We start from the raw sequence: 26,009 nt of genomic DNA, 5'->3' as shown, positions 1-26,009 counted from the left end.
AGAACCCATGGCCAAGAAGCACAAGTCCGACAAGCATGTCGACGCCGTCATTGGAATTGATATCGGGGGCACTGGCATCAAGGGCGGCATCGTCGACCTGGCCAAGGGCAAGCTGATTGGTGACCGTTACCGCATTCCCACCCCGCAGCCTGCCACCCCCGAAGCGGTAGCCGGCGTCGTGGCGCAGATTGTCGAAGAACTGTCCTCCCGGAAGGGCGGCCCCGGACCCGACGTCCCCGTGGGTGTCACGTTCCCGGCCATCATTTCCCACGGCATTGCCCGGTCCGCGGCCAATGTGGACAACAGCTGGATTGATACGGATGTGGACACGCTGCTCACCAAGGCGCTGGGCCGCGACGTCCAGGTGATGAACGACGCCGATGCGGCAGGCCTGGCGGAGGCCCGCTACGGCGCCGGCCGAGAGGTGGACGGCACGGTCCTGGTGATCACCCTCGGCACCGGTATTGGTTCGGCGCTGATCTACAAGGGCATGCTGGTTCCCAACGCCGAACTCGGTCATCTGGAAATTGACGGGCACGACGCCGAGTCCAAGGCCTCAGCCTCGGCGCGGGAACGCGACGGCATCAGCTGGGAGGAATATGCGCAGCGTCTGCAGCGGTACTTCTCCCATGTGGAGTTCCTGTTTTCGCCGGACCTCTTTGTGGTGGGCGGCGGCATCTCCAAGCGCAGCGAGGACTTCCTGCCGCTGCTGAACCTCCGCACCCCGCTGGTCACGGCCAACCTCAAGAACAACGCCGGCATTGTGGGCGCAGCACTGCAGGCTGCCCTGCACTTCAAATTCATTAAGTAGACACTGGCCGGGATCAGCTGAGCCGGGCGCCGGACAGCCGGGACGGCCATAAGAGAGGCGGCAGCAGGATTATCCTGCTGCCGCCTCTCTTATGGCCGCTCCTGGTCCGCGTGCGGAGAAAGAATCGACTTAGCGCTGTCAGCGGCCCCGGGAGCCTGCCGGAGCGGACGAACCGTGCAGGGAATCCTGGCGCAGCACAGCGATGGCGGCCTCAAAGTCCTCCAGCGACTCAAAGGCCTGATAGACGCTAGCGAAACGCAGGTAGGCCACCTGATCCAGTTTCTGCAGAGGTTTGAGAATGGCCAGGCCCACCTCATGGGCATCAATTTCAGCCACGCCGCTGGCGCGGATGGATTCCTCCACCTCCTGCGCAAGCATGGCCAGGTCATCTTCGCTCACGGGCCGGCCCTGGCACGCCTTGCGCACGCCGTTGATCACCTTCCCGCGGCTGAACGGCTCCCCAACACCGGACCGCTTGATAACGCTCAGGCTGGTGGTCTCCACAGTGCTGAACCTGCGGCCGCACTCCGGGCACTGGCGGCGGCGGCGGATGGCCGAGCCGTCCTCGGCCAGGCGGCTGTCCACGACGCGGGAATCAGCGTTGCGGCAGAACGGACAGTACATCCGGTGTCCTTTCGCTGGGGTCCAGGGTCCGGGACGGCAGCTTGTTGCCGCTAAGCCCCGGAAGGAACTCGTACAAACCGGCACGGCGCCGGCTGCGCACTCATTCTAGGGTCCGGAACGGCCCATCACCAACTGCTCGTCACCATATGTAGTACCGGTCTGCACTACATATGGTGGTTCGGCGTCTGCGTCGGCGCAGCCTCAGGAAGAAAACCGCACGGATACGGCGTCACCGTGCGCGGGCAGGTCCTCTGCACGGGAGAGAGCAACCACGTGCCCGCTCACTTCCGCCAGGGCAGCCCGGTCATAGTTGATGACCTGGATCGCGCGCATGAAGGTGGTTACATTCAGGCCCGAAGAGAAGGCGGCAGTGCCCGCCGTGGGCAGCACATGGTTGGAGCCGGAGCAGTAGTCGCCCAAGCTGACCGGGCTGTAGCTGCCAACAAAGACGGCGCCGGCGCTGGTGATGCGCGCAGCTGCTTCTTCCGCGTTGGCTGTCTGGATTTCCAGGTGCTCGGCTCCGTAGGCGTTGCAGACCTCGATGCCCTGCTCCAGGTTGTCCACCAGGATGGTCCCGGACTGGGGACCGGACAGTGCGGTGGCGACACGCTCGCGGTGGCGGGTCGCCGCTACCTGACGGTCCAGTTCTTCCCGAACCCGCTGCTCCAGCTCAGCGGAGTCGGTGACGAGCACCGAGGCGGCGTTCGGGTCGTGCTCGGCCTGGCTGATCAGGTCCGCGGCCACCAGACGGGCGTCTGCCCCGGCATCGGCCAGGATGGCAATCTCGGTGGGCCCGGCTTCTGCGTCGATTCCCACGACGCCCTTCACCAGGCGCTTGGCGGTGGCCACGTAGACGTTGCCCGGTCCGGTGACCACATCCACCGGTTCCAGCTCGGGGTTGTCCCCCGCGGCGGGAACACCGTAGGCGAAGGCAGCAATGGCCTGGGCGCCGCCCATGGCGTACACCTCTTCAATACCCAGCAGCTCTGCCGCTGCCAGGATGGTGGGGTGCGGCAGGCCGCCGAAGGCCGGCTGAGGCGGAGAAGCCAGAGCCAGCGAAGAGACGCCGGCAGCCTGGGCGGGGACAACGTTCATGATCACCGAGGACGGGTAAACGGCGAGGCCGCCGGGCACGTACAGGCCCACGCGGCGGACCGGAATCCATTTCTGGGCCACGTTGGCACCGGGCCCTATCTGCAGGTCGGTGTTCCGGGGGCGCTGGGCGTCGGCAAACAGCCGGGCGCGGCGGATGGATTCTTCCAGCGCCGCACGGACCTGAGGATCCAGTTGCTGCAGGGCCTCCTTCAGCGCCGCGCGGGGAACCAGCGGACGGTGCTGCTCCACGCGGTCAAACCGGGCTGCCAGCTCGCTCAGCGCGTTGTAACCGCGGGAGCGGACGTCGGCAATGATGGCGGCGACGGCGTCGGAGGCCACGTCTGTGGTGGTCTCCGCACGCGGCATCGCCTGTTTCAGTGCCGCGGTCGACAGATGCCGGCCGCGCAGGTCAAGGGTTCGGAAGGACGTGCTGACGGCTGCGGGGCTGGAAGAAGTCACGGGTTCATTCTACTGCCCCACCGGCCCCGCTGCCGCTTTGCTACACGTCCAGACAGGTTGGGCCCAGCAGCACCTTCAAGTCGCCGAACAGGGACGGCGTGGGGTTCACCCGCAGGTCAACCCCCAGCTTCATGACTTCCACCGTCCGTGACCCGTTGAGCCGGATCTGCACCTCCGAGGTTCCCGGGTGGGTCCGGAGTACGTCACCGAGCTGCGTGACCACGGTTTCCGTGGCCTTGTAGGTGGCCATGGAAATCACCACCGGGCCGGAGTGGCCCTCGCTCAGGTCCGGAACCGTAAGCTCCTGGGCGTTCAGGGTCACGGCGCCGTCGTCGCGCCGCTGGAGCCTGCCGCGGACCACCACAATCAGGTCCTCGGCGAGCACTGCGGCAATCGGGCCGTACACCTGGCCAAAGAACATGACCTCCATGGAGCCGGCCAGGTCCTCAATCTCACAGCGGGCGTAGGCGTTGCCGCTGTTTTTGGCGATCCTGCGCTGCAGTGAGGTAATCATCCCGGCAATGGTGACGATCGCTCCGTCGGGCGGACCTTCCTCGCCCACAATGTTGGTGATGGAAGAATCGGCGTGCTGGCTGAGGATGCCCTCAAGACCCTGCAGCGGGTGGTCGGACACGTACAGGCCCAGCATGTCCCGTTCGAAGGAAAGCTTGTCCTTCTTCTCCCACTCAGGCAGGTCCGGAATCTCGATGCTGATCGAGTCCTCCGGCTCCTGGTCCGCGATGGCGGCAAAGAGGTCAAACTGGCCCACGGCTTCGTTGCGCTTGAGCACGACGACGGAATCGATCGCTTCTTCGTGGATCATCGCCAGCGGACGCCGGGCGTGGCCCATGGAATCAAACGCGCCGGCCTTGATCAGCGACTCAATGGTGCGCTTGTTGCAGACCACTGCAGGGACCTTCATCAGGAAGTCCTTGAAGTTGGTGAACGCACCCTTTTCTTCGCGGGCAGACACCATGGACTGCACCACGTTGGCGCCCACATTGCGGATGGCGCCCATGCCGAAGCGGATGTCCTTGCCCACAGGGGTGAAGTTCACGCTGGACTCGTTGACATCCGGCGGCAGCACCGTGATGCCCATCTTGCGGCACTCGTTCAGGTACATGGCGAGCTTGTCCTTGTCATCACCCACCGAGGTGAGCAGGGCAGCCATGTACTCCGCGGGGTACTGCGCCTTCAGGTACGCGGTCCAGTAGGACACCACCCCGTAGGCGGCCGAGTGCGCCTTGTTGAAGGCGTAGTCGGAGAACGGCAGCAGAATGTCCCAGAGGGCCTTGATGGCTGCCTCCGAGTAACCGCGGTCAATCATGCCCTGGTGGAAACCGGCGTACTGCTTGTCCAGCTCCGACTTCTTCTTCTTACCCATGGCGCGGCGCAGGATGTCTGCCTGGCCGAGGCTGAACCCGGCAACCTTCTGCGCAATGGCCATCACCTGCTCCTGGTAGACGATCAGGCCGTAGGTGGTGCCCAGGATCTCTGCCAGCGGTTCCTCGAGCTCCGGATGGATCGGAGTGATTTCCTGCTGCCCCGTTTTACGCAGGGCATAGTTGGTGTGCGAGTTGGCACCCATCGGGCCCGGCCGGTACAGGGCGATAACGGCGGAAATGTCCTCAAAGTTGTCCGGGCGCATGCTCTTGAGCAGCGACCGCATGGGTCCGCCGTCGAGCTGGAACACGCCCAGGGTCTCGCCGCCGGCCAGGAGGTCATAGGCCTCTTTAAGGTCGAGCGGCAGGTCTTCCAGGACCAGGTCCTCGCCGCGGTTGTTCTTGATGTTCTCCACGGCGTCGGAAACGATCGTCAGGTTCCGCAGCCCCAGGAAGTCCATCTTGATCAGCCCCAGGCCTTCGCAGGTGGGGTAATCGAACTGCGTGATGACCTGACCGTCCTGCTCGCGGCGCATGATCGGAATGATGTCGATCAAAGGGTCGGAGGACATGATGACGCCGGCGGCGTGCACGCCCCACTGGCGCTTGAGGCCTTCCAGTCCCAAGGCGGTGTCGAACACGCGCTGGGAATCGGGATCGGTGCGCAGCAGTTCGCGCAGCTCTTCGGCCTCCCCGTACCGCTTGGCGTCCTTGTTGTGGACGTCCTGCAGGGACAGCCCCTTGCCCATGACGTCCGGCGGCATGGCCTTGGTCAGGCGCTCTCCCACGGAGAACGGATAGCCCATGACACGGGAGGAGTCCTTCAGCGCCTGCTTGGCCTTGATGGTGCCGTAGGTGACGATCATGGCCACGCGCTCGTCGCCGTACTTCTCTGTGACGTAGTGGATCACTTCGGAGCGGCGCCGATCATCGAAGTCGACGTCGAAGTCAGGCATGGAAACACGGTCAGGGTTCAGGAACCGCTCAAAGATCAGACCGTGCTGCAGCGGATCCAGGTCGGTGATCCCCATGGCGTAGGCGGCCATGGAACCGGCACCGGAACCTCGGCCCGGACCCACGCGGATGCCGTTGGCCTTGGCCCAGTTGATGAAGTCGGCCACCACCAGGAAGTAGCCCGGGAAACCCATCTGGGCAATGATGCCCACCTCATAGTCGGCACGTTTGCGGACGTCGTCGCTGATTCCGTTCGGGTAGCGGCGGTGCAGGCCCGCTTCCACTTCCTTGACGAACCAGGATTCCTCGTTCTCCCCTTCCGGACAGGGGAAACGCGGCATGTAGTTGGCCTTGGTGTTGAACTCAACGTCGCACCGCTCGGCAATGAGCAGTGTGTTGTCGCAGGCCTCGGGGTAGTCGCGGAAGATGGCGCGCATTTCCGCCGGGGATTTCAGGTAGAACTCGTCGGCGTCGAACTTGAAGCGCTTGGGGTCGGCGAGGGAGGAGCCGGACTGCACGCACAGCAGTGCTGCGTGTGCGGAGGCGTCCTCTGCGTGCGTGTAGTGCAGGTCATTGGTGGCCACCAGCGGCAGCTGCAGTTCACGGGCCAGCTTGATCAGGTCGGCCTGAACGTTGCGTTCAATATCCAGGCCGTGGTCCATCAGCTCGCAGAAGAAGTTTTCCGGCCCGAAGATGTCCCGGAAATCCGACGCCGCCTGGACGGCTTCCTTGTACAGGCCCAGGCGCAGTTTGGTCTGGACTTCCCCTGAGGGGCAGCCGGTGGTGGCGATGAGGCCCTTGCCGTAGGTCTGCAGCAGGTCCCGGTCCATGCGGGGCTTGTAGAGGAAACCCTCCAGGGAAGCCAGGGAGGACATGCGGAAGAGGTTGTGCATGCCCTCGGTGGTCTCCGCCCACATGGTCATGTGGGTGTAGGCGCCGGCACCGGAGACATCGTTGCGTCCGCCGTCGCCCCACTTCACACGGGTTTTGTCCGACCGTGCGGTTCCCGGCGTCAGGTAGGCTTCAACACCCACAATGGGCTTGATGCCGGCGTTGCGTGCCTTGTTCCAGAAGTCGAAAGCTCCGAACACGAATCCGTGGTCCGTGGTTGCCACGGCGTTCATGCCGAGTTCTTCAGCGTGGCTGAAGAGGTCCGTCAGGCGGGCTGCGCCGTCCAACATGGAGTACTCGGTGTGGTTGTGAAGATGGACAAACGATTTCGAAGAAGTTGCTGAAGCCACCGAACCATTCTAGGCCGGGTTAAAGCGGCAGCCGGACGGCACGCCGCCGTCCGGCTGACAGCCTCGTCACTTCCGGGCGGAAGCCTCAGACGTCGCCGCGCTGCAGGGCATCCAGTGCGTACTGAAGATCCTGCGGGTATTCGCTGATAACTTCCACGCGTTCACCGGTGCCGGGGTGTGCAAACGCCAGTTTGCGGGCATGCAGCCACTGCCGGGTCAGGCCCAGCTCGGCCGCAAGCTTAGCCTCCGCACCGTAGGTGAGATCTCCGGCACAGGGGTGCTTGAGGGCGGAGAAATGCACCCGGATCTGGTGGGTGCGCCCGGTCTCCAGATGCACCTCCACCAGGGACGCCTTGCCAAAGGCTTCGAGCACCTCATAGTGGGTAACGGAGGGCCGTCCGCCTTCCAGCACTGCAAAGCGCCAGTCATAGGAGGGGTGGCGGCCGATCGGCGCGTCGATGGTCCCCCGCAGCGGATCCGGCAGGCCCTGGACCACGGCGTGGTACATCTTCTCCACGGTGCGTTCCTTGAAGGCCTGCTTCAGCAGCGTGTAGGCGTGTTCGGTCTTGGCGACCACCATGGCGCCGGACGTTCCCACGTCGAGGCGGTGGACGATGCCCTGCCGCTCAGGGGACCCGGAGGTGGAAATGCGGTAGCCGGCGGCAGCCAGTCCGCCCACCACGGTGGGGCCCACCCAGCCGGGCGAGGGATGCGCGGCCACACCCACAGGCTTGTCGATGACCACAAAGTGGTCGTCGTCGGCCAGGATCTTCAGGCCTTCCACCGGTTCAACGACGACGGCGAGCGGGTCACGCTGCTCGGGAATGTCAACGCTCACCCGGTCTCCGGCCGAAAGGCGGTCGGACTTTCCCAGCGACCGGCCGTTCATGCTGAAGTAGCCGTCGGTAAACCAGGTGGCTGCGGTGGAGCGGGAGACATCCAGGAGCTTGGCGAGGACGGCATCCGCTCTTCCTCCGTCAGCCTCATCCGGAATCTGCAGGACGGTGTGAATCTCGTTCATTTGTTGTCTTTGCCGTTCTTTATGTCTTTGGTGCCGATTTCCTCGGTGCTGCCCGTTTCCGGCGCCGTGCCTGAAGGAGTCCGCACTCCGTCCAGGCCCACTCCCCGCAGCGTCAACAGGCAGACGAGAATCACGCCGGAGACCACACAGGTGTCTGCAATGTTGAAAATTGCGAAGTTGGGCAGTGCGATGAAGTCCACCACGTGGCCCTGCCCAAACGAGGGTTCACGAAACAGCCGGTCCGTCAGGTTACCCGCTGCCCCGCCCAGGACCAGCCCCAGGGCTACAGCCCAGGACACGGAGCGGACCTTCAGCATGAGGTACACGAGGAAACCGCACACGGCCGCCATGATGATGGTGAATACCCATGTGTAGTCGGTGCCGATGGAGAAAGCGGCCCCCGGGTTGAGGATATAGTGCCAGCGCAGCAGCGGCGGCAGCACGTCTGTGACCTGGCCGAGCGTCATGGTGGATTCAACCCACCATTTGGTGAGCTGGTCTATTCCGAGCCCTAGTGCGGCGCACGCCGCCATGATCAGGGCATACCCGGACCAGGCCGGGCGTACATGCTCACCGGTGCTGCCGGCGGATTTCGCGGACACAGGTTCCTCAGAAGATTTCGTCATGGTGCTTTCATTCGTTGTGGCACGGGGCGGGACGCGGGCCGCTGCCAAAACAACGGGCCGGCTGGCCGGGGCGTCCCGGCCAGCCGGCCCGTGCTTATATTCAGTTTAGTGCACCAGTGGTGCCGCGGTGGTGTTCCGGTTACGCGTCGGCGGTCTCCGAGGCAACGGATCCGCGGGCATCCAGATCACGCAGCTGGCCTTCAATGTAGGCCTTCAGACGTGAACGGTAGTCGCGCTCAAAGCCGCGCAGCTGCTCAACCTTGCGCTCCAGGACAGCCTTCTGCTGTTCCAGGTTGCTGAGGATCTTGCGGCTCTTGTCCTGCGCTTCGCTAACGAGCCCGCTGGCTTCCATCTGTGCTTCTGCGATGATCTTGTCGCGCTGCTCAACACCGGCGCCCACGTAGTCATCGTGCATCTTCTGGGCCATCGCCAGGATGCCTGCGGCGGTCTCGGTGTTGCTGGCCGCAGTTGCCGGAGCGGGTGCTGCGGCTGCGGGAGCCGGTGCTGCGGCGGCCGGGGCCGGAGCAGCTGCCTTGGGCTCTTCAGCCTTGGCGGCTGCGGGAGCCTTCGGTTCCTCAGCCTTGACCGGTTCGGGCTTCTTTTCTTCCTTCACCGGGGCCGTGACCTGCTCGGTCTTAGCCGCAGCTGAGACCGGAGCGGGAACAGCCGTGCTTTCACCGGACTTGCCGGCAAGGCATTCCGCGAGCTGGCTGCGCAGGTCTTCGTTCTCTGCGTTCAGACGGCGCAGCTCAATAACGATCTCGTCGAGAAAGTCATCAACCTCGTCCTGGTCGTAGCCTTCACGGAACTTGGTCGGCTGGAACCGCTTATTGACAACATCTTCTGGCGTCAGAGCCATCTGGTCACCTCACACTGGTTATAAGATTCGCCTGCGAGTTCAGCAGACGGTTCTACGTACAGAATATCGAACATAAAAATCTAAGGGGTCTTATTCTTTTTCACAGTATATCTTCCGGAGAAGGAACACTAACCGGACCCGGAACACCGCCGCCCCTAGAAGAGGGCGCCCGCGACGATCTGCTTCACGATGGCAACAACGATGAACAACACGATGAAGGCCAGGTCCAGGGAGATCCCGCCCAGGCGCAGCGGGGGAATGAACCTGCGCAGCAGCCGGATAGCCGGATCTGTGGCGCCGTAGATTAGGGACGCCAGCACCAGGGCCGGCCCCTTGGGGCGCCACTGTCGGGCGAAGATTTGGACGGCGTCGTAGACAATCCTCAGGAACAGAGCGAACTGAAAGAGCACCAGCAGCACATACAGCAGGGCAAAAATAATACTCACGCGTGTTGTTTCGTTTCAGGGGAGGCCGTAGCGATCCGGGGAGATCCCGCTGCTGCGGGCCCGCGGTCAGCTCTGATTGAAGAATGCCGACTGGGATTCACTGACTTTTTTGTCATCCCCCAGCACCTCCACGTAGGACGGCGACAGGAGGAACACCTTGTTGGTCACGCGCTCAATGCTACCGCGCAGCCCAAAGACAAGGCCAGCAGAGAAATCGACGAGGCGCTTCGCATCTGCTTCGCCCATGTCGGTGACATTCATAATCACGGGAATCCCGTCCCGGAAGCTCTCACCGATGATCTTGGCGTCGTTGTAGGAACGGGGATGAACGGTGGTGATCTGGCGCAAGCCAGCCACTTCCTCTCGGGATGACGGGGCTCGCTTGATCGGGGTGACCGGTGCCCGGTATTCTTCGACTGCGGTGCGGACCACAGGTGCCGGTGCAGGCTCGGCGTCACGGTCTGACCGCTCAGTCCGCTCGGGGCGCTCCGTGCGCTCGTACTCGGGGGTGTACTCCTCGGCGCTGCGCACCGGGGCTTCCCGCTGGCTCTTCTGCTCAGACTCGTAGGGCTCTTCACCGTCGGCGAGCCCAAGGTAGATCATTGTCCTGCGCATTGCGCCAGCCATGGTTGCTCCTTCTAGAACTTCAGCGCCGTAGCACCCGCCCCTCGCCAGATGAGGGACTTTCCTGCAATAGACGCTACCGTACCGGGGGCCGGGGCCCGAGAATATCGGAGCCGATCCTCAGGTGTGTCGCCCCGTTTTCCAACGCTGCTTCCAGGTCCCCGCTCATGCCGGCCGAGATCGCGTCCGCCCCGGGATGGTCCCTCTGCAGCTCGCCGGACAGGGCCGCCAGACGGGCGAATGCCTCCCGGGCATCGGCGCCAAGGGGCGCCACCGCCATGACCCCGGCCAGGCGAAGACCGGGGGTTGCCGCGGCTGCCTCAGCCAGCTCGGGCAGCTCCCGCGGCAACGCTCCCCCGCGGCCTGCGCCGGTCCCTGCGCCCGCTCCGGAGGATCCCCCTGCGGCTGCCTGCTCCCGCAGATCCACCTGCAAAAACACGTCCAGGTCGGCTCTGGGCTGCTCCCCGGCCTGGGCACGGCGCGATTGTTCAGCAGCCATGGCTTTGCCAAGGGCTGTGACCAGCGAGAGCCGGTCCACTGAATGCACGGCGGCAGCGTAACGGACCACGGATTTCGCCTTATTGCTTTGCAGCTGGCCGATGAAATGCCAGTTAAGATCCTGGGCCTGCACTGACAAAGCTTTTGCAGCAGCCTCCTGGTCCTTGTTTTCACCGACGTCGGTGACGCCCAGACCGGCCAGGAGATCGACGTCTGAGGCCGGAAAATACTTTGTGACCACTATGAGGGTTGGTGCGGCCCCACCGGCTGTAGCTGAAGTGATGCGCGTGTGCACCCGCCTGAGCCGGTTCGAAAGTTCAGCGGACCGTTCGGCGGGGGTAAGGCTGGCAGTCATGGGGTGCTCCTTGTATCAAGCAGGTATTTCAGGCAGGCGGAGCTGCGGGTCATCCGGGATCCCGGAATCCCAAGCGTCAGTTTCGCCAGATCAGCCCGGCGAAGCGCCCTGCGCTGCTGCTGCGGCGGTGCGAGTAAAGGTCGGTGGATTCGAGGGTGCAGCCGGGGAGCCGGACGACGTCGACCCCCAGGGCTTCCAGCTGTGTCCGGGCACCGGCGGGAAGGTCCAGGGCAGGAGTTCCCCAGCGGGTGGTCGAGCGCAGTTCCGGCATCACCTCGGTTGCCTCCCGCTGCATTGCTGCGGGAACCTCGTAGCACTCTCCGCACACGGACGGCCCAATCCAGGCGCGGAGGCTCTCAGCGCCCGCGGCGGCCATCTCCTGCACAGTGTTGGCGAGGATGCCGTCGAGCAATCCCCGGCGTCCGGCATGGGCAACCCCCGTCACCACCCCGGCGCCGTTCCGCCCGGTCAGCACCACGGGCACGCAGTCGGCAACCATGACGGCCAGCGGTACGGAACCATCCGGGCTGACGAGGGCGTCTGCGGTGAGTAGGTCCGCAGTGAACGGGCCCGCCGCCGGAGCGGCACCCGGCCCGGCAGATGACGGGCCGGCAGGTGACGGGCCGGAGACCGAGGCGACGGCGGCCGAATGCACCTGGTTCATGAAGCGCAGCGACCCGGCCGGCACCCCCATGTGCGTCTCCAGTGCCCGGCGGCGCCGCAATACCAGCGCCGGGTCATCCCCTACATGCAAAGCGAGGTTGCCCGCCGCTGTACTGGTGAACGCGACCGTCAGGCCGTCACCGGCCTGCGTCTGCCACCAAAACATTGTCGAACAACCTCGCTGCGCTAAATGGTCCGGGTCAAGGACCCGGATCGGTGTTACTTCAGGAAGTCAGGGACATCCAGGTCATCATTGCGACCCGTGGACAGATCTGACTCCACGACGGCGGGCAGGTCCACGTCGAAGCCTGCATCCGCAGGAACATCGCTGTGCTGCGTGGAGCGCTGCGACCATGCCGACAGCCCTGCCGAAGCAGGTGCAGCGGCCGCGTAACCGCCACCGGCCGGTGCGCTGGCCGGGGGCAGCACAGGTTCGGCCGGCTTGTGCGAGACCGGCTGCGAGGTGACATCCACCTGGTCAAAACCCGCTGCGATCACGGTGACGCGCGCTTCGTCACCAAGGGCATCGTCAATGACGGCACCAAAGATGATGTTGGCTTCCGGGTGGGCAACTTCCTGCACCAGCCGCGCGGCCTCGTTGATCTCGAACAGGCCGAGGTCGGAGCCGCCCTGGATGGAGAGCAGGACGCCGTGGGCGCCGTCGATGGACGCTTCCAGCAGAGGAGACGCTATGGCCAGCTCGGCCGCCTTGACGGCGCGATCCTCTCCACGCGCGGAACCGATACCCATGAGGGCGGAACCGGCACCCTGCATGACGGATTTGACGTCGGCAAAGTCGAGGTTGATCAGGCCCGGGGTGGTGATCAGGTCGGTAATGCCCTGGACACCGGAAAGCAGCACCTGGTCCGCCGAGCGGAAAGCGTCCAGCATGGACACGTTCCGGTCGCTGATGGAGAGCAGCCGGTCGTTGGGGATGACGATGAGGGTGTCGACTTCGTCGCGCAGCGTATCAATGCCGGACTCAGCCTGGTTGGAACGGCGGCGGCCTTCGAAAGTAAAGGGCCGCGTCACCACGCCGATGGTCAGGGCGCCAAGGGAACGGGCAATGCGGGCCACGACAGGTGCGCCACCGGTGCCGGTGCCGCCGCCCTCGCCTGCGGTCACGAAGACCATGTCCGCTCCGCGCAGGACTTCCTCGATTTCTTCGGCGTGGTCCTCGGCGGCCTTGCGGCCCACCTCGGGGTCCGCGCCGGCGCCCAGGCCGCGCGTCAGTTCGCGGCCGACGTCGAGCTTCACGTCGGCGTCGCTCATCAGCAGCGCCTGTGCATCGGTGTTGATGGCGATGAACTCCACGCCTCGGAGCCCTACATCAATCATCCGGTTTACGGCGTTCACGCCACCGCCGCCGATGCCGACGACCTTGATGACGGCCAAGTAATTCTGCGGTGCTGCCACGTCCTGTGTCCCTTGTTCGAATCTGTGCAACTGATCATTTGTGGCCGGAATGCTCCGGCCGAAAACCTTGAACCTGACCTGTAACGTTCAACCGCAAACCCTAAGCTTCCAGTTGAAGGTTATAGTTATGTCAAGTAATCCTCTACCAGTGACGCTATGGGGCGAAAACTGGTTCTGCAATTACCTCTGCCGCGTGTCGGATTATTCTTTCCCGCAGGAGGAAAAAATCACCGCGTAACCGGAGCGGTTGGGGTGCTGACGTCAAACACGCTGATCGGCGGATCCTTGGGCGGCATCAAAAGCAGGGCTTCCAAAACACGCGCCTTGGCCACATTGGATTCGGCGCTCCCCCAGAATACCGTCTGCCCGTTGACCAGCTTCAGTTCCACCGAATCAACGGATGTCGCCGCGGCGTGGTCCAGCTGGGCGAGCACGTTTTCCGGCAGCACGGACAGTACGGAGGTGACCGTACTGAATACTGCACTGTTCACCGCCTCGCTGCCGCCATCGATCAGCGGCAGCCTCGCCTCGGCCCGGTTGGCCGCGGTTCCGATCACCAACCCGTCTTCATCAATCAGCGAAAAAGCATTTCCGCTTTGCAGGACCGCCACCGGAACGCGTTCCGTGATGGTTACCACGATCTCGGACGGGGGCAGGGCCACGACGTCGACCCCGGCCACCTCGGGCCGGTCCGCGAGCAGCCCGGCAACGTCGCCGTCGTCGATCGTGGTTAACGGTTCACCCATGAGCGGCTGCAGGGCACGGTGGACCTCTTCTTCAGGCAGCAGCGAGTTACCCTGGACCGTTACCGTCTTCAGGGCCAGCGCCGGAGACAGGAAGAGGAATGCCAGGAAAGCACCCAGAAGAACAACGGCTGTCGACACTGAAATGAGCAGCCACCGACGGCGTTTGCGGACGGGCGGTTCGGGAAAGGCCAGCACCGTGGCAGTGACCGATTCACCGTTCCCGGAGCCCGGTTCCGTCCGGATGTGCCCCTCGGTCTTGGCGTCAGCGAGGTTCGGCCTTCCGGCACCTCCGTGCAGCCTCCGCTCCCGGGAGACGGAATCGCCGTAGCCTGCGGAGCGGCGGACGCTGCTGCGCCCGCCGCCGGCATGGCGGGTGGGATCCACCTCGGGGCGCCGGGGTTTTTTGCTAGCCACGGAGTTCCTTCCGCAGCACCGGCTGTGCCGCGTCCGACTCCGGTTCGGCGTCTGTCTCAGCACCGGTCTGAACGCCGGCATCCCCAGCCAAGGCGGGCGCCGTCCTGGCCAGTTCCTGCACCAGATGCGCACCGTATTGCGTGACGTCTCCGGCACCAACCGTGAGGATGATGTCTCCCGGCGCGGCGCGGCGGCAGATATCCCGCACGGCCTGGCCGGCATCCGGAGCGTAGCCTCCCGGCCGGTTCACCCTGGAGGCGATGACTTCGCTGGTAACGCCGGGCACCGGATCCTCGCGGGAAGCATAAATGTCCAGCACCGTGGCGGTGTCGGCACGTTCCAGGGCGGCAGCGAATTCTTCCGCGAAGGCCAGCGTCCGGCTGAACAGATGCGGCTGGAACAACACATGGACGCGGTGGTCCCCGGCAACGGTGCGCGCCGCCTCCAGCGCGGCCACCAGCTCGGTGGGATGGTGCGCGTAGTCATCGAAGACCCGCACCCCGCGCACGGCGCCTTTGGCTTCGAAGCGGCGTGCTGCGCCGGAGAAGACCGCCAGGCCTGCCGCAGCCTGGGCGGGGTCAACTCCGAGCCCAAGCCCGACGGCGAACGCAGCCGCGGCATTGCGGATGTTGTGCACCCCGGGGACCAGGAGCCTCAGTTCCTGCTCGCAGTCCAGTCCGTCCAGGCTGAAGCGCAGCATTGACACCGATCCGCTGGCGACCGGCCGCGTGTCAGTGATCCGGATGTCGGCGTTTTCGCTGTAGCCGTAGGTGCACACGCGGGCGGCACCGGAGCGGCGCACCACGTCCGCGGCACCGGGATCATCCGCGCAGGCCACCAGCAGGCCGTCCGCCGGCAGCAGCCGGACAAACCGGTCGAAGGAGGCAAAGACTGCTTCCTCGGTGCCGTAGTGGTCCAGGTGATCGGCCTCGACATTGGTGATAACGGAAATTCGCGGGCGGTAATTCAGAAACGATCCGTCGGACTCGTCGGCTTCGGCGACGAACACACTGCCGCTTCCGAAAGCGGCATTCACTCCCAGTGCCGCCACGTCTCCGCCGATGGCGAAGGAGGGATCCAGTCCTGCTTCGCGCAGCAGGACGGTCACCATGGCCGTGGTGGTGGTTTTCCCGTGGGTTCCGGCGACGGCAACCGTGTCCTGCGTCCCCATCGCCGCGGCGAGAGCTTCGGAACGATGGATGACCCGCAGGCCCAAGTTCCGGGCCGCGGCCAGTTCCGGATTGTCGGACCGGATGGCGGTGGAAACCACCACGGTGTCGGCGCCCTGCACGTTGGCCGCGTCCTGGCCCACGAACACTGCGGCGCCCAGGGCCTCCAAAGCACGCAGGCCGGCGGAGTCGCGCGAGTCCGAGCCGGACACGGAAACGCCCTGGCCGATCATGACCCGGGCGACGGCGGACATGCCCGCGCCTCCCAGACCAATAAAGTGCACCCGGCCGAGGTCGGGAAGATTCAGGGTGCTCATGCTCGTGACCTTACCTTTGCTTCGAGAATAAACTCCGCCATCCGCCGGTCCGCGTCACGGATGCCTTGGGCTGACGAAGCGGCGGACATGGCATCCAGTGCTGCGGGGTCGGCCAGCAAAGGTATCAGTCTGTCCGCTATCCACTGTGCGGTGAAGAGCGCATCCGAAACCACAACGGCTCCGCCGGCCGCCGCCAGCCCGGCTGCGTTCAGTGCCTGTTCCCCGTTGCCGTGCGGCAGCGGAACCAGCACGGCGGGCAGGCCAACGGCACTGATCTCGCAAACCGTACCGGCGCCCGAGCGGGCGAGCAGCAGGTCCGCAGCAGCGTACGCCTGCTCCATCCCGTCCACATATTCGACCTGCCGGTAAAGCGGCGCCGCCAGCGGCTTGCCCTCGGAGGTCAGGAGCTGCTTGCCCCGTCCGGTGATGTGCAGGGTCTGGATGCCCGCTTCCGCAAGGGCCGGCAGGGCCGCCTCAACGGCACGGTTAATGCTGGCCGCTCCGGAAGAGCCGCCGGTGACCACCAGGGTGGGACGGTCCGCCTCCAGCCCCAGGGCGGTACGCGCGCCGGCACGCGCCCGGCTGCGGTCGAGTCCCGAAATCTCGCGGCGCATGGGCATGCCCACCAGTTGCGCTCGGGGCAGCTTGGTCTCGGCGAAGGCGGTGCCGACGACGTCGGCGAACCGTGCCCCCACCCGGTTGGCAAGCCCGGGACGGGCATTGGCCTCGTGCACTATGACCGGCAGCTTCCGCCGGCGGGCAGCAAGATAGACCGGCGTGGAAACGTACCCGCCGACACCCACCACGACGTCGGCAGCAGCTTCGTCGAGAATCGCACCTGCCTGGCGAACGGCCTGCAGGAGCCGGCCGGGCAGCCGGACCAGGTCCCCGCCCGGTTTCCGGGGCATCGGGACCCGGTCGATGACGGCCAGCTCGAACCCTGCGGCCGGAACCAGCCGGGTTTCCATGCCGGCGGCCGTGCCCACAACCTTAATGCGGGACTCCGGTGCGGACTCCCGCACAGCGCGCGCCACCGCGAGGAGCGGGCTGATGTGCCCGGCGGTGCCGCCTCCGGCAAGGACGAGGGAAAGGGGACGTTGTGTCATGGAGCTGATGGTTCACTTTCAGAAAGTTTGTGTTCGGGGATTTTGCGGGCGAAGGAGAGCAGGACCCCCACGGCAGCCAGGGTAATGGTCAGGGAAGACCCGCCGTAGGAGATGAAGGGAAGCGGCACTCCGATCACGGGCAGCAGGCCCGTCACCATGGCGATGTTCACAAACGCCTGGCCGATAATCCAGACCAGGATGGACCCGCAGACAATCCGGATGAACGGATCGGTGTGCCGCATGGTCATGCGGATGGTGGCGACCGCCAGGACGCCGAAGAGCAGCACGATCAGGAGCGTGCCCAGCAGGCCGAACTCCTCGCCGATGATCGCAAAGATGAAGTCATTGTGCGCTTCAGGGATCCAGCTCCACTTCTGCCGGCTCTGTCCGATACCCACCCCAAACCAGCCTCCCGAGGCCAGGGCGTACATGCCGGCGTTGGCCTGGTCGCAGAGCCCGGCACCGCAGTCCTTCCCCAGCCAGGCACTGATCCGACCCGCACGGTTGTCGCTGAGCACCGACATCAGGGCGGCCGCAGCGCCGCCTGCGGCCACCAGGGCCGCGATGAAGCGCAGCGGCGTTCCGGCGAAAAACAGTGCGGCCACCATAATGAGGCCCAGGATGATCACCGTGCCGAGGTCCCTGCCGATCATTACCAGGCCGATGAGGATGGTACCGCCCGGAAACACCACCGGAACCAGGGCATGCTTCCACTGATTGAGGAGTTTCTGCTTCAGGGACAGCACTGAGGCAAACCAGATGGCCATGGCCAGCTTCGCTGCTTCCGAGGGCTGGCCGCCGATCGGTCCGATCTCGATCCAGTTCCTGTTGCCGTTGACCTCTTTGCCCACCCCGGGGATGAACACCAGCAGCAGCAGCACGACTGCCAGGACCAACAGCACCCAGGCCAGCTTCTTGTACGCCCTGGGGCCAAGCCGGGAAAGCGCCAGCATGGCCACGACGCCAAAACCGGCAAACATGGCCTGCTTGACGAAGAAACTAAACGTACTGCCCGCGGATTCACCGGCGGAGGCGGCAATGGACTCCACGGAGGACGCGGAGAGGACCATCATCAGGCCGATCGCGGTCAGCGCCAGTGCGGCACCCAGGATGGTGTAGTAAGCCGACCCCGTTGCTTTCCGGCGGCTGCCTTCCAGCAGCACGATCCCGCGTTCCAGCAGTGATGGCTTCTTGTTGGGGTCCTTCTTCGAGCTTGCCGGCGTGCGGGTGCCGCGCGGAGTACGCGTACCGCTCTCAGCCGCCGCCGTCGTCCTGCCGGAAGATGAGTCAGCGGAGAACTTGCCTGTGGAGGACTTGCCTGTGGAGGACTTGCCTGCGGCTGCGGGGGCGGCCGGGCGCGCGGACCGGAGCACAGGCTTCCGGGGCTTCCCTGAGGACGTAGTGACCATCTAGGGCTCCTTAGGAGTCTGCGCCTGTCCTTCCACGTACCCGCGGACGGCCTCGATGAAAGCGTCTCCGCGGTGCGCGTAGGACGCGAACTGATCCATGGACGCTGCTGCGGGCGCCATCAGGACTGTGTCTCCTGACTGGGCTTCAGCGGCTGCGGCCGCGACAGCCAGAGCCATCACGTCCTCACCGCTGACCGCTGGAGCAGCGGCATGCCTTCCACCAGTGTGAGGCGGAACGGCATCAATCACCCGGACGTCGGGCGCGTGTCGCGCCAAAGCCTCACGGAGGTCTGCGGAGTCCGCACCGATCAGCACCACGGAGCGAAGGCGGGATGCATGGTCCCGGACCAGATCCCCGTAATGGACACCCTTTGACAATCCCCCGGCGATCCACACCACCGAGTTGAAGGCGGACAGAGACGCTGACGCGGCATGCGGGTTGGTGGCCTTTGAGTCATTGATCCACAGGACGTCGTTGAGGCGGGCAACCGGCTGGATGCGGTGGTCTCCGGGCGCGTAGGCACGAAGCCCGTCCCGCACCGCCGCCGGCTCAACGCCGTACGCCCGGACCAGGGCAGCGGCGGCCAGGGCGTTGGCCACCATGTGCCGGGGAGCGTACTCGCCAAGATCGGCCATGGAGGCGAGCTCAGCCGCCGAATCCTTGCGCTGTTCGATGAAGGCGCGGTCCACCAGCAGGTTCTCCACCATTCCCACCATGGACACCGCCGGCATGCCGGTCGTGAAGCCGACAGCGCGGCAGCCTTCAACGACGTCGGCTTCTTCGACCATGTGCTCGGTCTCGATCTGCTCGGCGTTGTAGATGCAGGCGACCTGCGTGTTTTCGTAGATCTTGGCTTTATCGGCCATGTAGGCCTCGTAGGAGCCGTGCCAGTCCACGTGGTCTTCGGCAATGTTCAGGCACACGCTGGCCAGCGGAGAGATGGAGTGCGTCCAGTGCAGCTGGAAAGAGGATAGTTCCACGGCGAGGACGTCATAGCCCTGCGGATCCCGAATGGCGTCCAGGATGGGGGTTCCGACGTTTCCGGCAGCGATGGCCCGCAGTCCCGCGGCGCGCAGCATGCTCTCGGTCATCGAGACCGTGGTGGTTTTGCCGTTGGTGCCGGTGATGGTCAGCCATTGGGCGGTCTTGCGCCCTTCACGGACGCGGACGCGCCAGGCCAGTTCGACGTCGCCCCATACCGGGATGCCGCCGTCGGCCGCCGCCCGCATCAGCGGATGGCTGGGGCTGAAGCCGGGCGAGGTGACAACCAGCTCAGCCGGCTCGCCGTCAACGGCGGGCAGCGCTTCGGCGTGATCGGCGCCCAGCAGGACGTCGGCCGCTCCGACGATCCGCAGGGTGTCGGCCTTGGCCCGGTTTTCCACTGTGTCCCGGGCATCAACCACCACTACCCGGGCGCCGAGTTCGATCAGGGTATCGGCCGCCGAGAAACCGGAGAGGCCAATGCCCGTGACGACAACGCGCAGTCCGCGCCAGTCGGCATCCCACGTGGTCAGCTCGTCAAGCCGGGACGTCCCGGCAGCGGAGTCAGCTGTTTCGCTCAATTTCCTACCACCCATTCCGCGTAGAAGATGCCAAGGGCCACGGCCACGCATAGTCCGGCCACGATCCAGAAGCGGACCACCACCGTGACTTCCGCCCAGCCCTTGAGCTCAAAGTGGTGCTGCAGCGGCGCCATCTTGAAAACGCGTTTTCCGCCGCTGATTTTGAAGTAGCCCACCTGGATGATCACGGAAAGCGTGATGATCACGAAGAGGCCGGCCAGGATGACCAGCAGCAGTTCGGTGCGGGAGAGGATCGCGAAGGCGGCAATGGCGCCGCCGATGGCCAGCGATCCGGTGTCGCCCATGAAGATCTTGGCCGGTGAGGTGTTCCACCAGAGGAAGCCCACCAGTGCGCCGGCGAGGGCACCGGCAAGCAGCGCCAGATCCATGGGATCGCGGACTTCGTAGCAGACGGCTCCTGCGAGGGGTGATCCGCAGCTCTGGTTGGACTGCCAGATGCCGATCAGGAAGTAGGCGCCGAACACCAGGATGGAGGCACCGGCGGCGAGTCCGTCCAGGCCATCCGCCAGGTTCACACCGTTGGTGGTTCCCGTGATGATCAGGTTTGCCCAGAGGATGAAGAGGATGGCGCCGATCAGGGTACCGGCGAAGGCCAGGTCGATGCCGGTGTCGCGGATAAAGGAGATCTCCGTGGACGCGGGCGTCCGGCCCTGGGCGTTGGGGAAATTCAGGGCCAGGATGGCGAACGTGACGCCCACGAGTGTCTGGAGGATGATCTTCGCCTTGGCGTTCAGCCCAAGGCTGCGCTGGCGGGAGATCTTGGTGTAGTCGTCAATGAAGCCAACGAGCCCCATCCCGACCATCAGGAACAGGACAAGGAGACCGGACGCCGAGGGCCCGAAGGTCCCCGGGTTGATGACGGGGCTGATGAGGTGCGTGATGAAGTAGGACGCCACCACGGACGCCACGATGACGGCGCCTCCCATGGTGGGCGTGCCGCGCTTGGTGTGGTGCGACGTCGGTCCGTCATCGCGGACAAACTGGCCGTAACTCTTCTTGACGAGGAAACGGATAAACAGGGGCGTGCCGGCAAAGGCAAGGATCAGAGCCAGTGAAGACCCGATAAGCAGGGAAACCACTACTGGACGCCTCCGGCTTCCCCGGTGAGGTCCGGGCTGGTGTGCTGCGGCGCGGACGCCGGGGCGGTGGTTGACGAGGGGGCGTTCAAGGCTATCCGATCACCGAGGTGGCGCAGGGCTGCACCGTTTGAGGATTTGAAAAGGACGAGGTCTCCGGGCTGCAGCGAGGACTCCAGGATGCGTTCGGCGTCTTCGGGGGTCTCCACGAAGACGGACTCGTCGCCCCAGGAACCCTCCATGACTGCGCCTGTGTGCATGGCCCGGGCACCTGTGCCCACCACTATGAGCTGGGAGATGTTCAGGCGGACCACGTACCGGCCGATCGCGTCGTGTTCGGTCACGGAGGATTCCCCGAGCTCGAGCATTTCGCCCAGCACGGCCCAGGTGCGCCGTCCCCGGCCCAGCTCGGCCAGGGTGCGCAGGGCCGCCCGCATGGATTCAGGGTTGGCGTTGTAGGCATCATTGATGACGCTCACGCCGTCCGGACGGTCGGTGCGCTCCATGCGCCAGCGGCTGGCGGCCTTCTGCCCGGACAGTGCGGCTGCGATCCGCTCGGCCGGGATGCCCGCGGCAAAGGCGGCAGCTGCGGCGGCCAGCAGATTCGCCGTGTGGTGCGCACCAATCAGGCCGGATTCCACCGGATACTCGCTTCCGTCGGGGAAACGGAGGGTAAAGACGGGCCGGCCCTGTTCATCGGTCCGGGCATCCAGCGCCCGAACGGACGATTTGGCGCCGTGGGCTTCTTCCGGGGAGGAGGTGAAATACAGCAGCTCCACGCCGGCGCCCGCACGTTCAGCCATGGCTGCCACGCGAATATCGTCGGCGTTCAGGACGGCTGTTCCGCCGGGAGCCAGGGCCTCCACCATTTCGCCCTTGGCACGGGCAATGTTTTCCACGCCGCCGAATTCTCCGGCGTGGGCTGTTCCCACGCACAGGACGACGCCGATGTCCGGCTTCACCATGGAGGCCAGGTATTCGATGTGGCCGATGCCTGTCGCCCCCATCTCCATGACGAGGTAGCGGGTGCCGTAGTCCGCACCGAAAATGGTCAGCGGAACACCCACCTCGCCGTTGTAGGACCCCACGGGAGCCACCGTTTCGCCTTCGGCGCGCAGGATTCCGGCCAGCAGGTCCTTGGTGGTGGTTTTTCCTGCTGATCCGGTGATCCCGATGACGGTCAGCGGCGACGTTTCCCGCAGCCGCCGGACGATGTCCGCCGCCAGGGTGCCCATGGCAAGAACAGCATCCGGGACCAGGACCGCAGGGTACACGGATCCGGAGGCATCCTCGACGGGACGCTCCACGAGGGCCAGGACGGCACCGCGTTCAAAGGCCGCTTCCACGAAGAGGTGGCCGTCTGAGTTTTCGCCGGGTTTGGCGATGAAGAGGGAGCCGGGTGAGGCTTCCCGAGAGTCGGTTGTGGCCGAGTTCACGATCGTCGCGGATGCCTGTGCGGCACCGCCGATCAGTTCGCCGCCCGTAATTGCCGCTATGTCTGCTGCACTAAGTTCAATCATGACGTTTTAGGACTCTACCCCGTCGCCGGACAGCACAGGGAATCCGTACCGTGTCAAAGCCTGCCGTAGTTCAACGCGGTCGTCGAGGGCCAAATTCACTCCTTTTACTTCTTGGAATACTTCATGTCCCCGGCCGGCGACCAGCACCGTGTCCTGCGGGCGGGCAAGCGCCACGGCGCGGTCTATGGCCGCAGCACGCGGCGCCACCTCGAGGATTTCACACGCCAGTGCGCCGCGCTCCCGGGCGGCGCGTGCTCCGGCCAGGACATCGGCGCGGATAGCGGCTTCATCCTCGTCGTGGGGGTCATCGTCAGTGACGATTACCACGTCAGCGAGCCGTGCGGCAATATCTCCCATCAGCGGCCGCTTTGACTGGTCGCGCTGTCCGGTTGCGCCAAAGACAATGATGACGCGCGGCGGGGTTTCCCCGCTTTCGGAGCCGGTAGGCGCAGATCCGCCCGTGCCCTGGGATTCCCGGCGGACGGATTCCAGGGTGCGGGCCAGGGCATCGGGATTATGGGCAAAGTCGACAATTGCGGCCGGGGCTTCTCCCACCAGCTGCATCCTGCCCGGAACTTCGACAGTGAACGGATCGCTGCGGTCCAGCGCGTTCTGGAGCTGTTCGATCTCCACGCCCGAGGCCAGGACCATGACGGCGGCAAGTGCGGCGTTGGAGACGTTGAAGGTCCCGGGAAGTCCGGTTCCCGCCCGAAGAACGGCTCCGTCGGGGCCGCGCAGCACAAAGCGGTGGCCCAGCCCGTCGCGGACGACGTCGGTGACCCGCCAGTGAGCTTCGGCGCCGCCGTCGCGCGTGGCAAGCGTCCAGACCGGCACCGGAGCCGCCGCGGCCATCCGCTCGCCCCATTCATCGTCCACACAGATGACGGCCCGCTGAGCCCGTTCCGGTGAGAACAGGGCGGCTTTGGCCGCAAAGTACTCTTCCATGGATCCGTGCAGGTCCAGGTGGTCCTGGGTGAGGTTGGTGAATCCGGCTACATCAAAAACGACGCCGTCAACGCGCCGGTACGAAATGGCATGCGAGGAAACTTCCATGGCGGCTGCGTCCAAGCCCTTTTCGCGCATCAGGGCGAGCAGTCCGTGCACCTGGGGCGATTCCGGTGTGGTGAGGGTGCTCGCGATGGGTTCTCCGCCGGCAAGGATTTCGATGGTTCCAATGAGCCCGGTTCTCTTGCCGAGGGCGCTGAGCAGGGAATTGATGAAGTAGGTGGTGGTGGTTTTGCCGTTGGTTCCCGTGACTCCGAACAGTGTGAGACCACTGCCGCCCTGCGGACTGCTGCCGAACACTACCCCGGCCAGCGGACCCACCAGCCGGCGCGGGTCGGAGGTCACGTAAACAGGTACCGGCAGCTCCGTCAGCTGGCGCGCTCCCTCTTCATCGGTCAGCACCGCCGCCGCTCCGGCTTCGGCCGCCGAGGCAGCGAAGCGGGCGCCGTGGTGGCGGGCACCGGGCAGCGCCACGTACAGGTCGCCGGCCCGGACCTCACGGGAGTTGATCGTGAGCCCGGTGAGCATAATGTCCGCTTCCCCATCTGCCGCGCGTGCGGGCTCAACGCCGGGCAGGCCGGCCGCTGCGAGCGAGTCCGCTGCTGCCCGCAGGGACACCGGCTGAACTGCTGACGGCCGCATTCCGCTCCCCTGCTGCTGCGGATTGCTTTGATCATTTGTAGGCACTGCACTGCTCCAGAAAAATTGACGTGGTACTCGAAAAAGATCAGTCCGATACGGACGGCCGTCTGGGTGCTTGCCCGGCGACGCGCAGCCGGTTTCAGTACTCCACGGGGTACAGCTCCGGTTCCGACGAGGACGGCGCCACATTTCGGGTGGTGAGGACCTGCTGCATGACCTTCTTGAAGGTCTTGCCGGGGTCCAGGACCTGCAGGGAACCTTCGGGCCGCTGCAGCGTCACCACCACGACGTACTGCGGATCATCCATGGGTGCAATACCAGCATAGGAGAGTGTATAGCCGTCGTACCCACCGTTGGCTCCCGGTGCCTCGGCAGTACCGGTCTTGGACCCCACCCGGTACTGGTCCAGGGCGCCTCCCTTGCCCGAACCTTCGGCAGTGACGGTCTCCAGCATGTGTTGGACTTCACGGGCGGTCTCTTCTGAAACCACCCGGGTGGACTCAGCCTTTTCGGCGGCAGTTTCCGTACCGTCGGCTCCGATGTAGCTGTCGATCAGGCTCGGTGCCAGCCGGACGCCGTCGTTCGCGATCGTTTGGTAGACCATCGCCGTGTGCAGAGCGGTCTGTGCCAGGCCCTGGCCGAAGAGCACAGTGTATTGCTGCCTGCCGTCCCATTCCTCCGGTTTAGCCAGCAGTCCCACCGTTTCACCGTTGAGGCCCACGTTCAGGGGTTCGCCGATGCCGAACTTTTTCAGCCAGTCATAGCGTTCCTGGGGAGTGAGCTGCTGCCCGATCATGACCGTGCCCGTGTTCATGGACTTGGTCAGGATGCCCGCCGCCGTCATGTGCACGGTGCCGTGGTCAAAGGCGTCCTTGAACGTCTGCCCGTCGACCGTATACGTGGACGGAATCTCGAACTGGGACAGCGGATCAATGATTCCCTGTTCCAGTGCCGCCGCCATGGTGATGACCTTGGTGGTGGAGCCGGGTTCGAAGGGGACGGTCACGGACAGCGGTTGCCGGGACTCCGCCGGCGTCTGGCCCGGATCGTTTGGATCAACTGTGGTGGACTCTGCCATCGTGATGATGCGGCCGGTCTTGGCCTCCACGACCACCACGTTTCCCCAATCCGCGTTGTACTCCTGGACCTGGCTCGCAATGGTTTGCTGGGCAAACCACTGCAGGTCCTGATCAATGCTGAGTTTGACGGAATCTCCGTCCCGCACGGGGACGTCCTCGTTGGTGGCATACGGAATGCGGATACCGTCGCCGCCAATTTCGTACGTCCTGCTGCCTGCCTCACCCGCGAGGACGTCATCCTGGGTCAGCTCCATGCCCTCCTGCGGGCCGTCGGTTCCCAGGAATCCAACAATGGATCCGGCCACCGAACCGGACGGATAGGTGCGCAGCGTGGTGCGGTCTGCGTATATACCGGGAAACTTGACGGCCAGGACCTTGTCCTTGATTTCCGGAGTCACGGTCTTGGCGACGAAATTAAAGCTGGCATCCCCGAGTACCGAGCTCCGCAGGGTTTCGGCGTCCTGCCCCAGAATCGCCGAAAGCTCCTCGAAGGCCTGGTCAAAGGAAACAACTTCCTGTCCCTCGGAAGTGCTTCGCGCGTACTCCTGATCCTCCGCATAGGGGTGGGAGAGGGTTTGATCCACCACGATGTCGAAACGCTCCACGCTGCGGGCGAGATAGTTGCCCTCCGAATCGAGGATGCTGCCGCGCAGTGCCGGCACCGCTCTGGTCTGCAGCCGCTCCGCGACTGCAGTTTCCGCCATCCCCTCAGGATCGACGGCCTGCACCTGGAACAGGCGCACGCTGAGCACTGTCAGCAGAACCAGGGCCAGGATCAACCCGGTCCTGAGCCTGCCTGTAACGACGGCTACTCTGTGGTTCCCCTTCGCGGGGTCCTGCACTTTTGCCACAACGTATCCTCGTCACT

At 64.9% G+C, this 26,009-nt stretch carries 21 protein-coding genes; 1 reads left to right on the top strand and 20 read right to left on the bottom strand.

What is annotated here, in order from left to right:
* The first annotated feature begins 7 nt into the window (after positions 1-7).
* Complete coding sequence (gene ppgK, locus KG104_RS06910; RefSeq protein ID WP_104054683.1) at positions 8-811, top strand: polyphosphate--glucose phosphotransferase; 804 nt, start codon at positions 8-10, stop codon at positions 809-811.
* Positions 812-949: 138 nt separating this feature from the next.
* On the opposite strand, the gene nrdR is transcribed toward ppgK, so the two are convergent.
* The 20 genes from nrdR to KG104_RS06810 all read right to left on the bottom strand — a co-directional run bounded on the left by nrdR (position 950) and on the right by KG104_RS06810 (position 25,992).
* Positions 950-1,435, bottom strand: coding sequence for a transcriptional regulator NrdR (gene nrdR, locus KG104_RS06905; RefSeq protein WP_104102978.1), 486 nt, complete (start codon positions 1,433-1,435; stop codon positions 950-952).
* A gap of 201 nt (positions 1,436-1,636) precedes the next feature.
* Positions 1,637-2,989 (bottom strand): histidinol dehydrogenase, encoded by a 1,353-nt coding sequence (hisD, locus tag KG104_RS06900; RefSeq protein ID WP_237688688.1) that lies wholly within the window; start codon positions 2,987-2,989, stop codon positions 1,637-1,639.
* Between the two features lie 40 nt (positions 2,990-3,029).
* A complete protein-coding gene (dnaE, locus tag KG104_RS06895) occupies positions 3,030-6,566 on the bottom strand; it encodes a DNA polymerase III subunit alpha (RefSeq protein ID WP_207346543.1) in 3,537 nt (1,178 codons plus the stop codon).
* A gap of 85 nt (positions 6,567-6,651) precedes the next feature.
* Positions 6,652-7,587, bottom strand: a complete 936-nt coding sequence (locus tag KG104_RS06890; protein WP_237686793.1) for an RluA family pseudouridine synthase — start codon at positions 7,585-7,587, stop codon at positions 6,652-6,654.
* The gene (gene lspA / locus KG104_RS06885) at positions 7,584-8,213 is read right to left on the bottom strand and encodes a signal peptidase II (protein ID WP_237685126.1); all 630 of its coding nucleotides are present in this window, start codon (positions 8,211-8,213) and stop codon (positions 7,584-7,586) included. Before lspA ends, KG104_RS06890 begins: the two co-directional genes overlap by 4 nt.
* A gap of 139 nt (positions 8,214-8,352) precedes the next feature.
* On the bottom strand, positions 8,353-9,072 hold the full coding sequence (locus tag KG104_RS06880; protein WP_104054686.1) for a DivIVA domain-containing protein: 720 nt from the start codon (positions 9,070-9,072) through the stop codon (positions 8,353-8,355).
* Between the two features lie 155 nt (positions 9,073-9,227).
* Positions 9,228-9,518, bottom strand: a complete 291-nt coding sequence (locus KG104_RS06875) for a YggT family protein (protein ID WP_104054687.1) — start codon at positions 9,516-9,518, stop codon at positions 9,228-9,230.
* Between the two features lie 66 nt (positions 9,519-9,584).
* On the bottom strand, positions 9,585-10,145 hold the full coding sequence (locus KG104_RS06870; protein ID WP_207346542.1) for a cell division protein SepF: 561 nt from the start codon (positions 10,143-10,145) through the stop codon (positions 9,585-9,587).
* 73 nt (positions 10,146-10,218) lie between these two features.
* On the bottom strand, positions 10,219-10,995 hold the full coding sequence (locus KG104_RS06865; RefSeq protein WP_207346541.1) for a YggS family pyridoxal phosphate enzyme: 777 nt from the start codon (positions 10,993-10,995) through the stop codon (positions 10,219-10,221).
* A gap of 76 nt (positions 10,996-11,071) precedes the next feature.
* Positions 11,072-11,824, bottom strand: a complete 753-nt coding sequence (locus tag KG104_RS06860; protein WP_207346540.1) for a purine nucleoside phosphorylase YfiH/LACC1 family protein — start codon at positions 11,822-11,824, stop codon at positions 11,072-11,074.
* Between the two features lie 53 nt (positions 11,825-11,877).
* Positions 11,878-13,074, bottom strand: a complete 1,197-nt coding sequence (gene ftsZ, locus KG104_RS06855; RefSeq protein WP_104054691.1) for a cell division protein FtsZ — start codon at positions 13,072-13,074, stop codon at positions 11,878-11,880.
* 227 nt (positions 13,075-13,301) lie between these two features.
* On the bottom strand, positions 13,302-14,234 hold the full coding sequence (locus tag KG104_RS06850; protein WP_181032537.1) for a cell division protein FtsQ/DivIB: 933 nt from the start codon (positions 14,232-14,234) through the stop codon (positions 13,302-13,304).
* Positions 14,227-15,720, bottom strand: coding sequence for a UDP-N-acetylmuramate--L-alanine ligase (murC, locus tag KG104_RS06845; protein ID WP_207346539.1), 1,494 nt, complete (start codon positions 15,718-15,720; stop codon positions 14,227-14,229). Before murC ends, KG104_RS06850 begins: the two co-directional genes overlap by 8 nt.
* Entirely contained in the window at positions 15,717-16,826 is a 1,110-nt protein-coding gene (gene murG, locus KG104_RS06840; RefSeq protein WP_104102966.1) for an undecaprenyldiphospho-muramoylpentapeptide beta-N-acetylglucosaminyltransferase, read from the bottom strand. The genes murC and murG overlap by 4 nt, the downstream gene beginning before the upstream one ends.
* Complete coding sequence (gene ftsW / locus KG104_RS06835; protein WP_207346538.1) at positions 16,823-18,235, bottom strand: putative lipid II flippase FtsW; 1,413 nt, start codon at positions 18,233-18,235, stop codon at positions 16,823-16,825. The genes murG and ftsW overlap by 4 nt, the downstream gene beginning before the upstream one ends.
* Positions 18,236-19,813, bottom strand: a complete 1,578-nt coding sequence (gene murD, locus KG104_RS06830; RefSeq protein ID WP_207346537.1) for a UDP-N-acetylmuramoyl-L-alanine--D-glutamate ligase — start codon at positions 19,811-19,813, stop codon at positions 18,236-18,238.
* Positions 19,795-20,898, bottom strand: coding sequence for a phospho-N-acetylmuramoyl-pentapeptide-transferase (mraY, locus tag KG104_RS06825; RefSeq protein WP_104054696.1), 1,104 nt, complete (start codon positions 20,896-20,898; stop codon positions 19,795-19,797). Before mraY ends, murD begins: the two co-directional genes overlap by 19 nt.
* Positions 20,898-22,415 carry a UDP-N-acetylmuramoyl-tripeptide--D-alanyl-D-alanine ligase gene (locus tag KG104_RS06820; protein ID WP_207346536.1) on the bottom strand — a complete coding sequence of 506 codons (1,518 nt, stop codon included), beginning with the start codon at positions 22,413-22,415 and terminating at the stop codon, positions 20,898-20,900. Before KG104_RS06820 ends, mraY begins: the two co-directional genes overlap by 1 nt.
* A gap of 6 nt (positions 22,416-22,421) precedes the next feature.
* Positions 22,422-24,062: a UDP-N-acetylmuramoyl-L-alanyl-D-glutamate--2,6-diaminopimelate ligase gene (locus KG104_RS06815; RefSeq protein WP_104160760.1), complete on the bottom strand. Its 1,641-nt coding sequence runs from the start codon at positions 24,060-24,062 to the stop codon at positions 22,422-22,424.
* Between the two features lie 139 nt (positions 24,063-24,201).
* On the bottom strand, positions 24,202-25,992 hold the full coding sequence (locus tag KG104_RS06810) for a peptidoglycan D,D-transpeptidase FtsI family protein (RefSeq protein WP_237688687.1): 1,791 nt from the start codon (positions 25,990-25,992) through the stop codon (positions 24,202-24,204).
* Between the last annotated feature and the right edge of the window lie 17 nt (positions 25,993-26,009).

It is taken from the genome of Arthrobacter sunyaminii (assembly GCF_018866305.1).
In the GTDB taxonomy this organism is placed as follows: domain Bacteria; phylum Actinomycetota; class Actinomycetes; order Actinomycetales; family Micrococcaceae; genus Arthrobacter_B; species Arthrobacter_B sunyaminii.
This window is presented reverse-complemented; position numbering and strand designations above follow the sequence as displayed.

Bases quoted from the DNA above. Each gene is read 5' to 3' on its own strand.
- nrdR (WP_104102978.1), bottom strand. From the start codon at position 1,435: ATGTACTGTCCGTTCTGCCGCAACGCTGATTCCCGCGTCGTGGACAGC.
- ftsW (WP_207346538.1), bottom strand. From the start codon at position 18,235: ATGGTCACTACGTCCTCAGGGAAGCCCCGGAAGCCTGTGCTCCGGTCC.
- murD (WP_207346537.1), bottom strand. From the start codon at position 19,813: ATGGGTGGTAGGAAATTGAGCGAAACAGCTGACTCCGCTGCCGGGACG.
- lspA (WP_237685126.1), bottom strand. From the start codon at position 8,213: ATGACGAAATCTTCTGAGGAACCTGTGTCCGCGAAATCCGCCGGCAGC.
- KG104_RS06815 (WP_104160760.1), bottom strand. From the start codon at position 24,062: ATGCGGCCGTCAGCAGTTCAGCCGGTGTCCCTGCGGGCAGCAGCGGAC.
- KG104_RS06890 (WP_237686793.1), bottom strand. From the start codon at position 7,587: ATGAACGAGATTCACACCGTCCTGCAGATTCCGGATGAGGCTGACGGA.
- KG104_RS06865 (WP_207346541.1), bottom strand. From the start codon at position 10,995: ATGACTGCCAGCCTTACCCCCGCCGAACGGTCCGCTGAACTTTCGAAC.
- ppgK (WP_104054683.1), top strand. From the start codon at position 8: ATGGCCAAGAAGCACAAGTCCGACAAGCATGTCGACGCCGTCATTGGA.
- murG (WP_104102966.1), bottom strand. From the start codon at position 16,826: ATGACACAACGTCCCCTTTCCCTCGTCCTTGCCGGAGGCGGCACCGCC.
- KG104_RS06880 (WP_104054686.1), bottom strand. From the start codon at position 9,072: ATGGCTCTGACGCCAGAAGATGTTGTCAATAAGCGGTTCCAGCCGACC.
- KG104_RS06870 (WP_207346542.1), bottom strand. From the start codon at position 10,145: ATGGCTGGCGCAATGCGCAGGACAATGATCTACCTTGGGCTCGCCGAC.
- KG104_RS06820 (WP_207346536.1), bottom strand. From the start codon at position 22,415: ATGATTGAACTTAGTGCAGCAGACATAGCGGCAATTACGGGCGGCGAA.
- murC (WP_207346539.1), bottom strand. From the start codon at position 15,720: ATGAGCACCCTGAATCTTCCCGACCTCGGCCGGGTGCACTTTATTGGT.
- KG104_RS06860 (WP_207346540.1), bottom strand. From the start codon at position 11,824: ATGTTTTGGTGGCAGACGCAGGCCGGTGACGGCCTGACGGTCGCGTTC.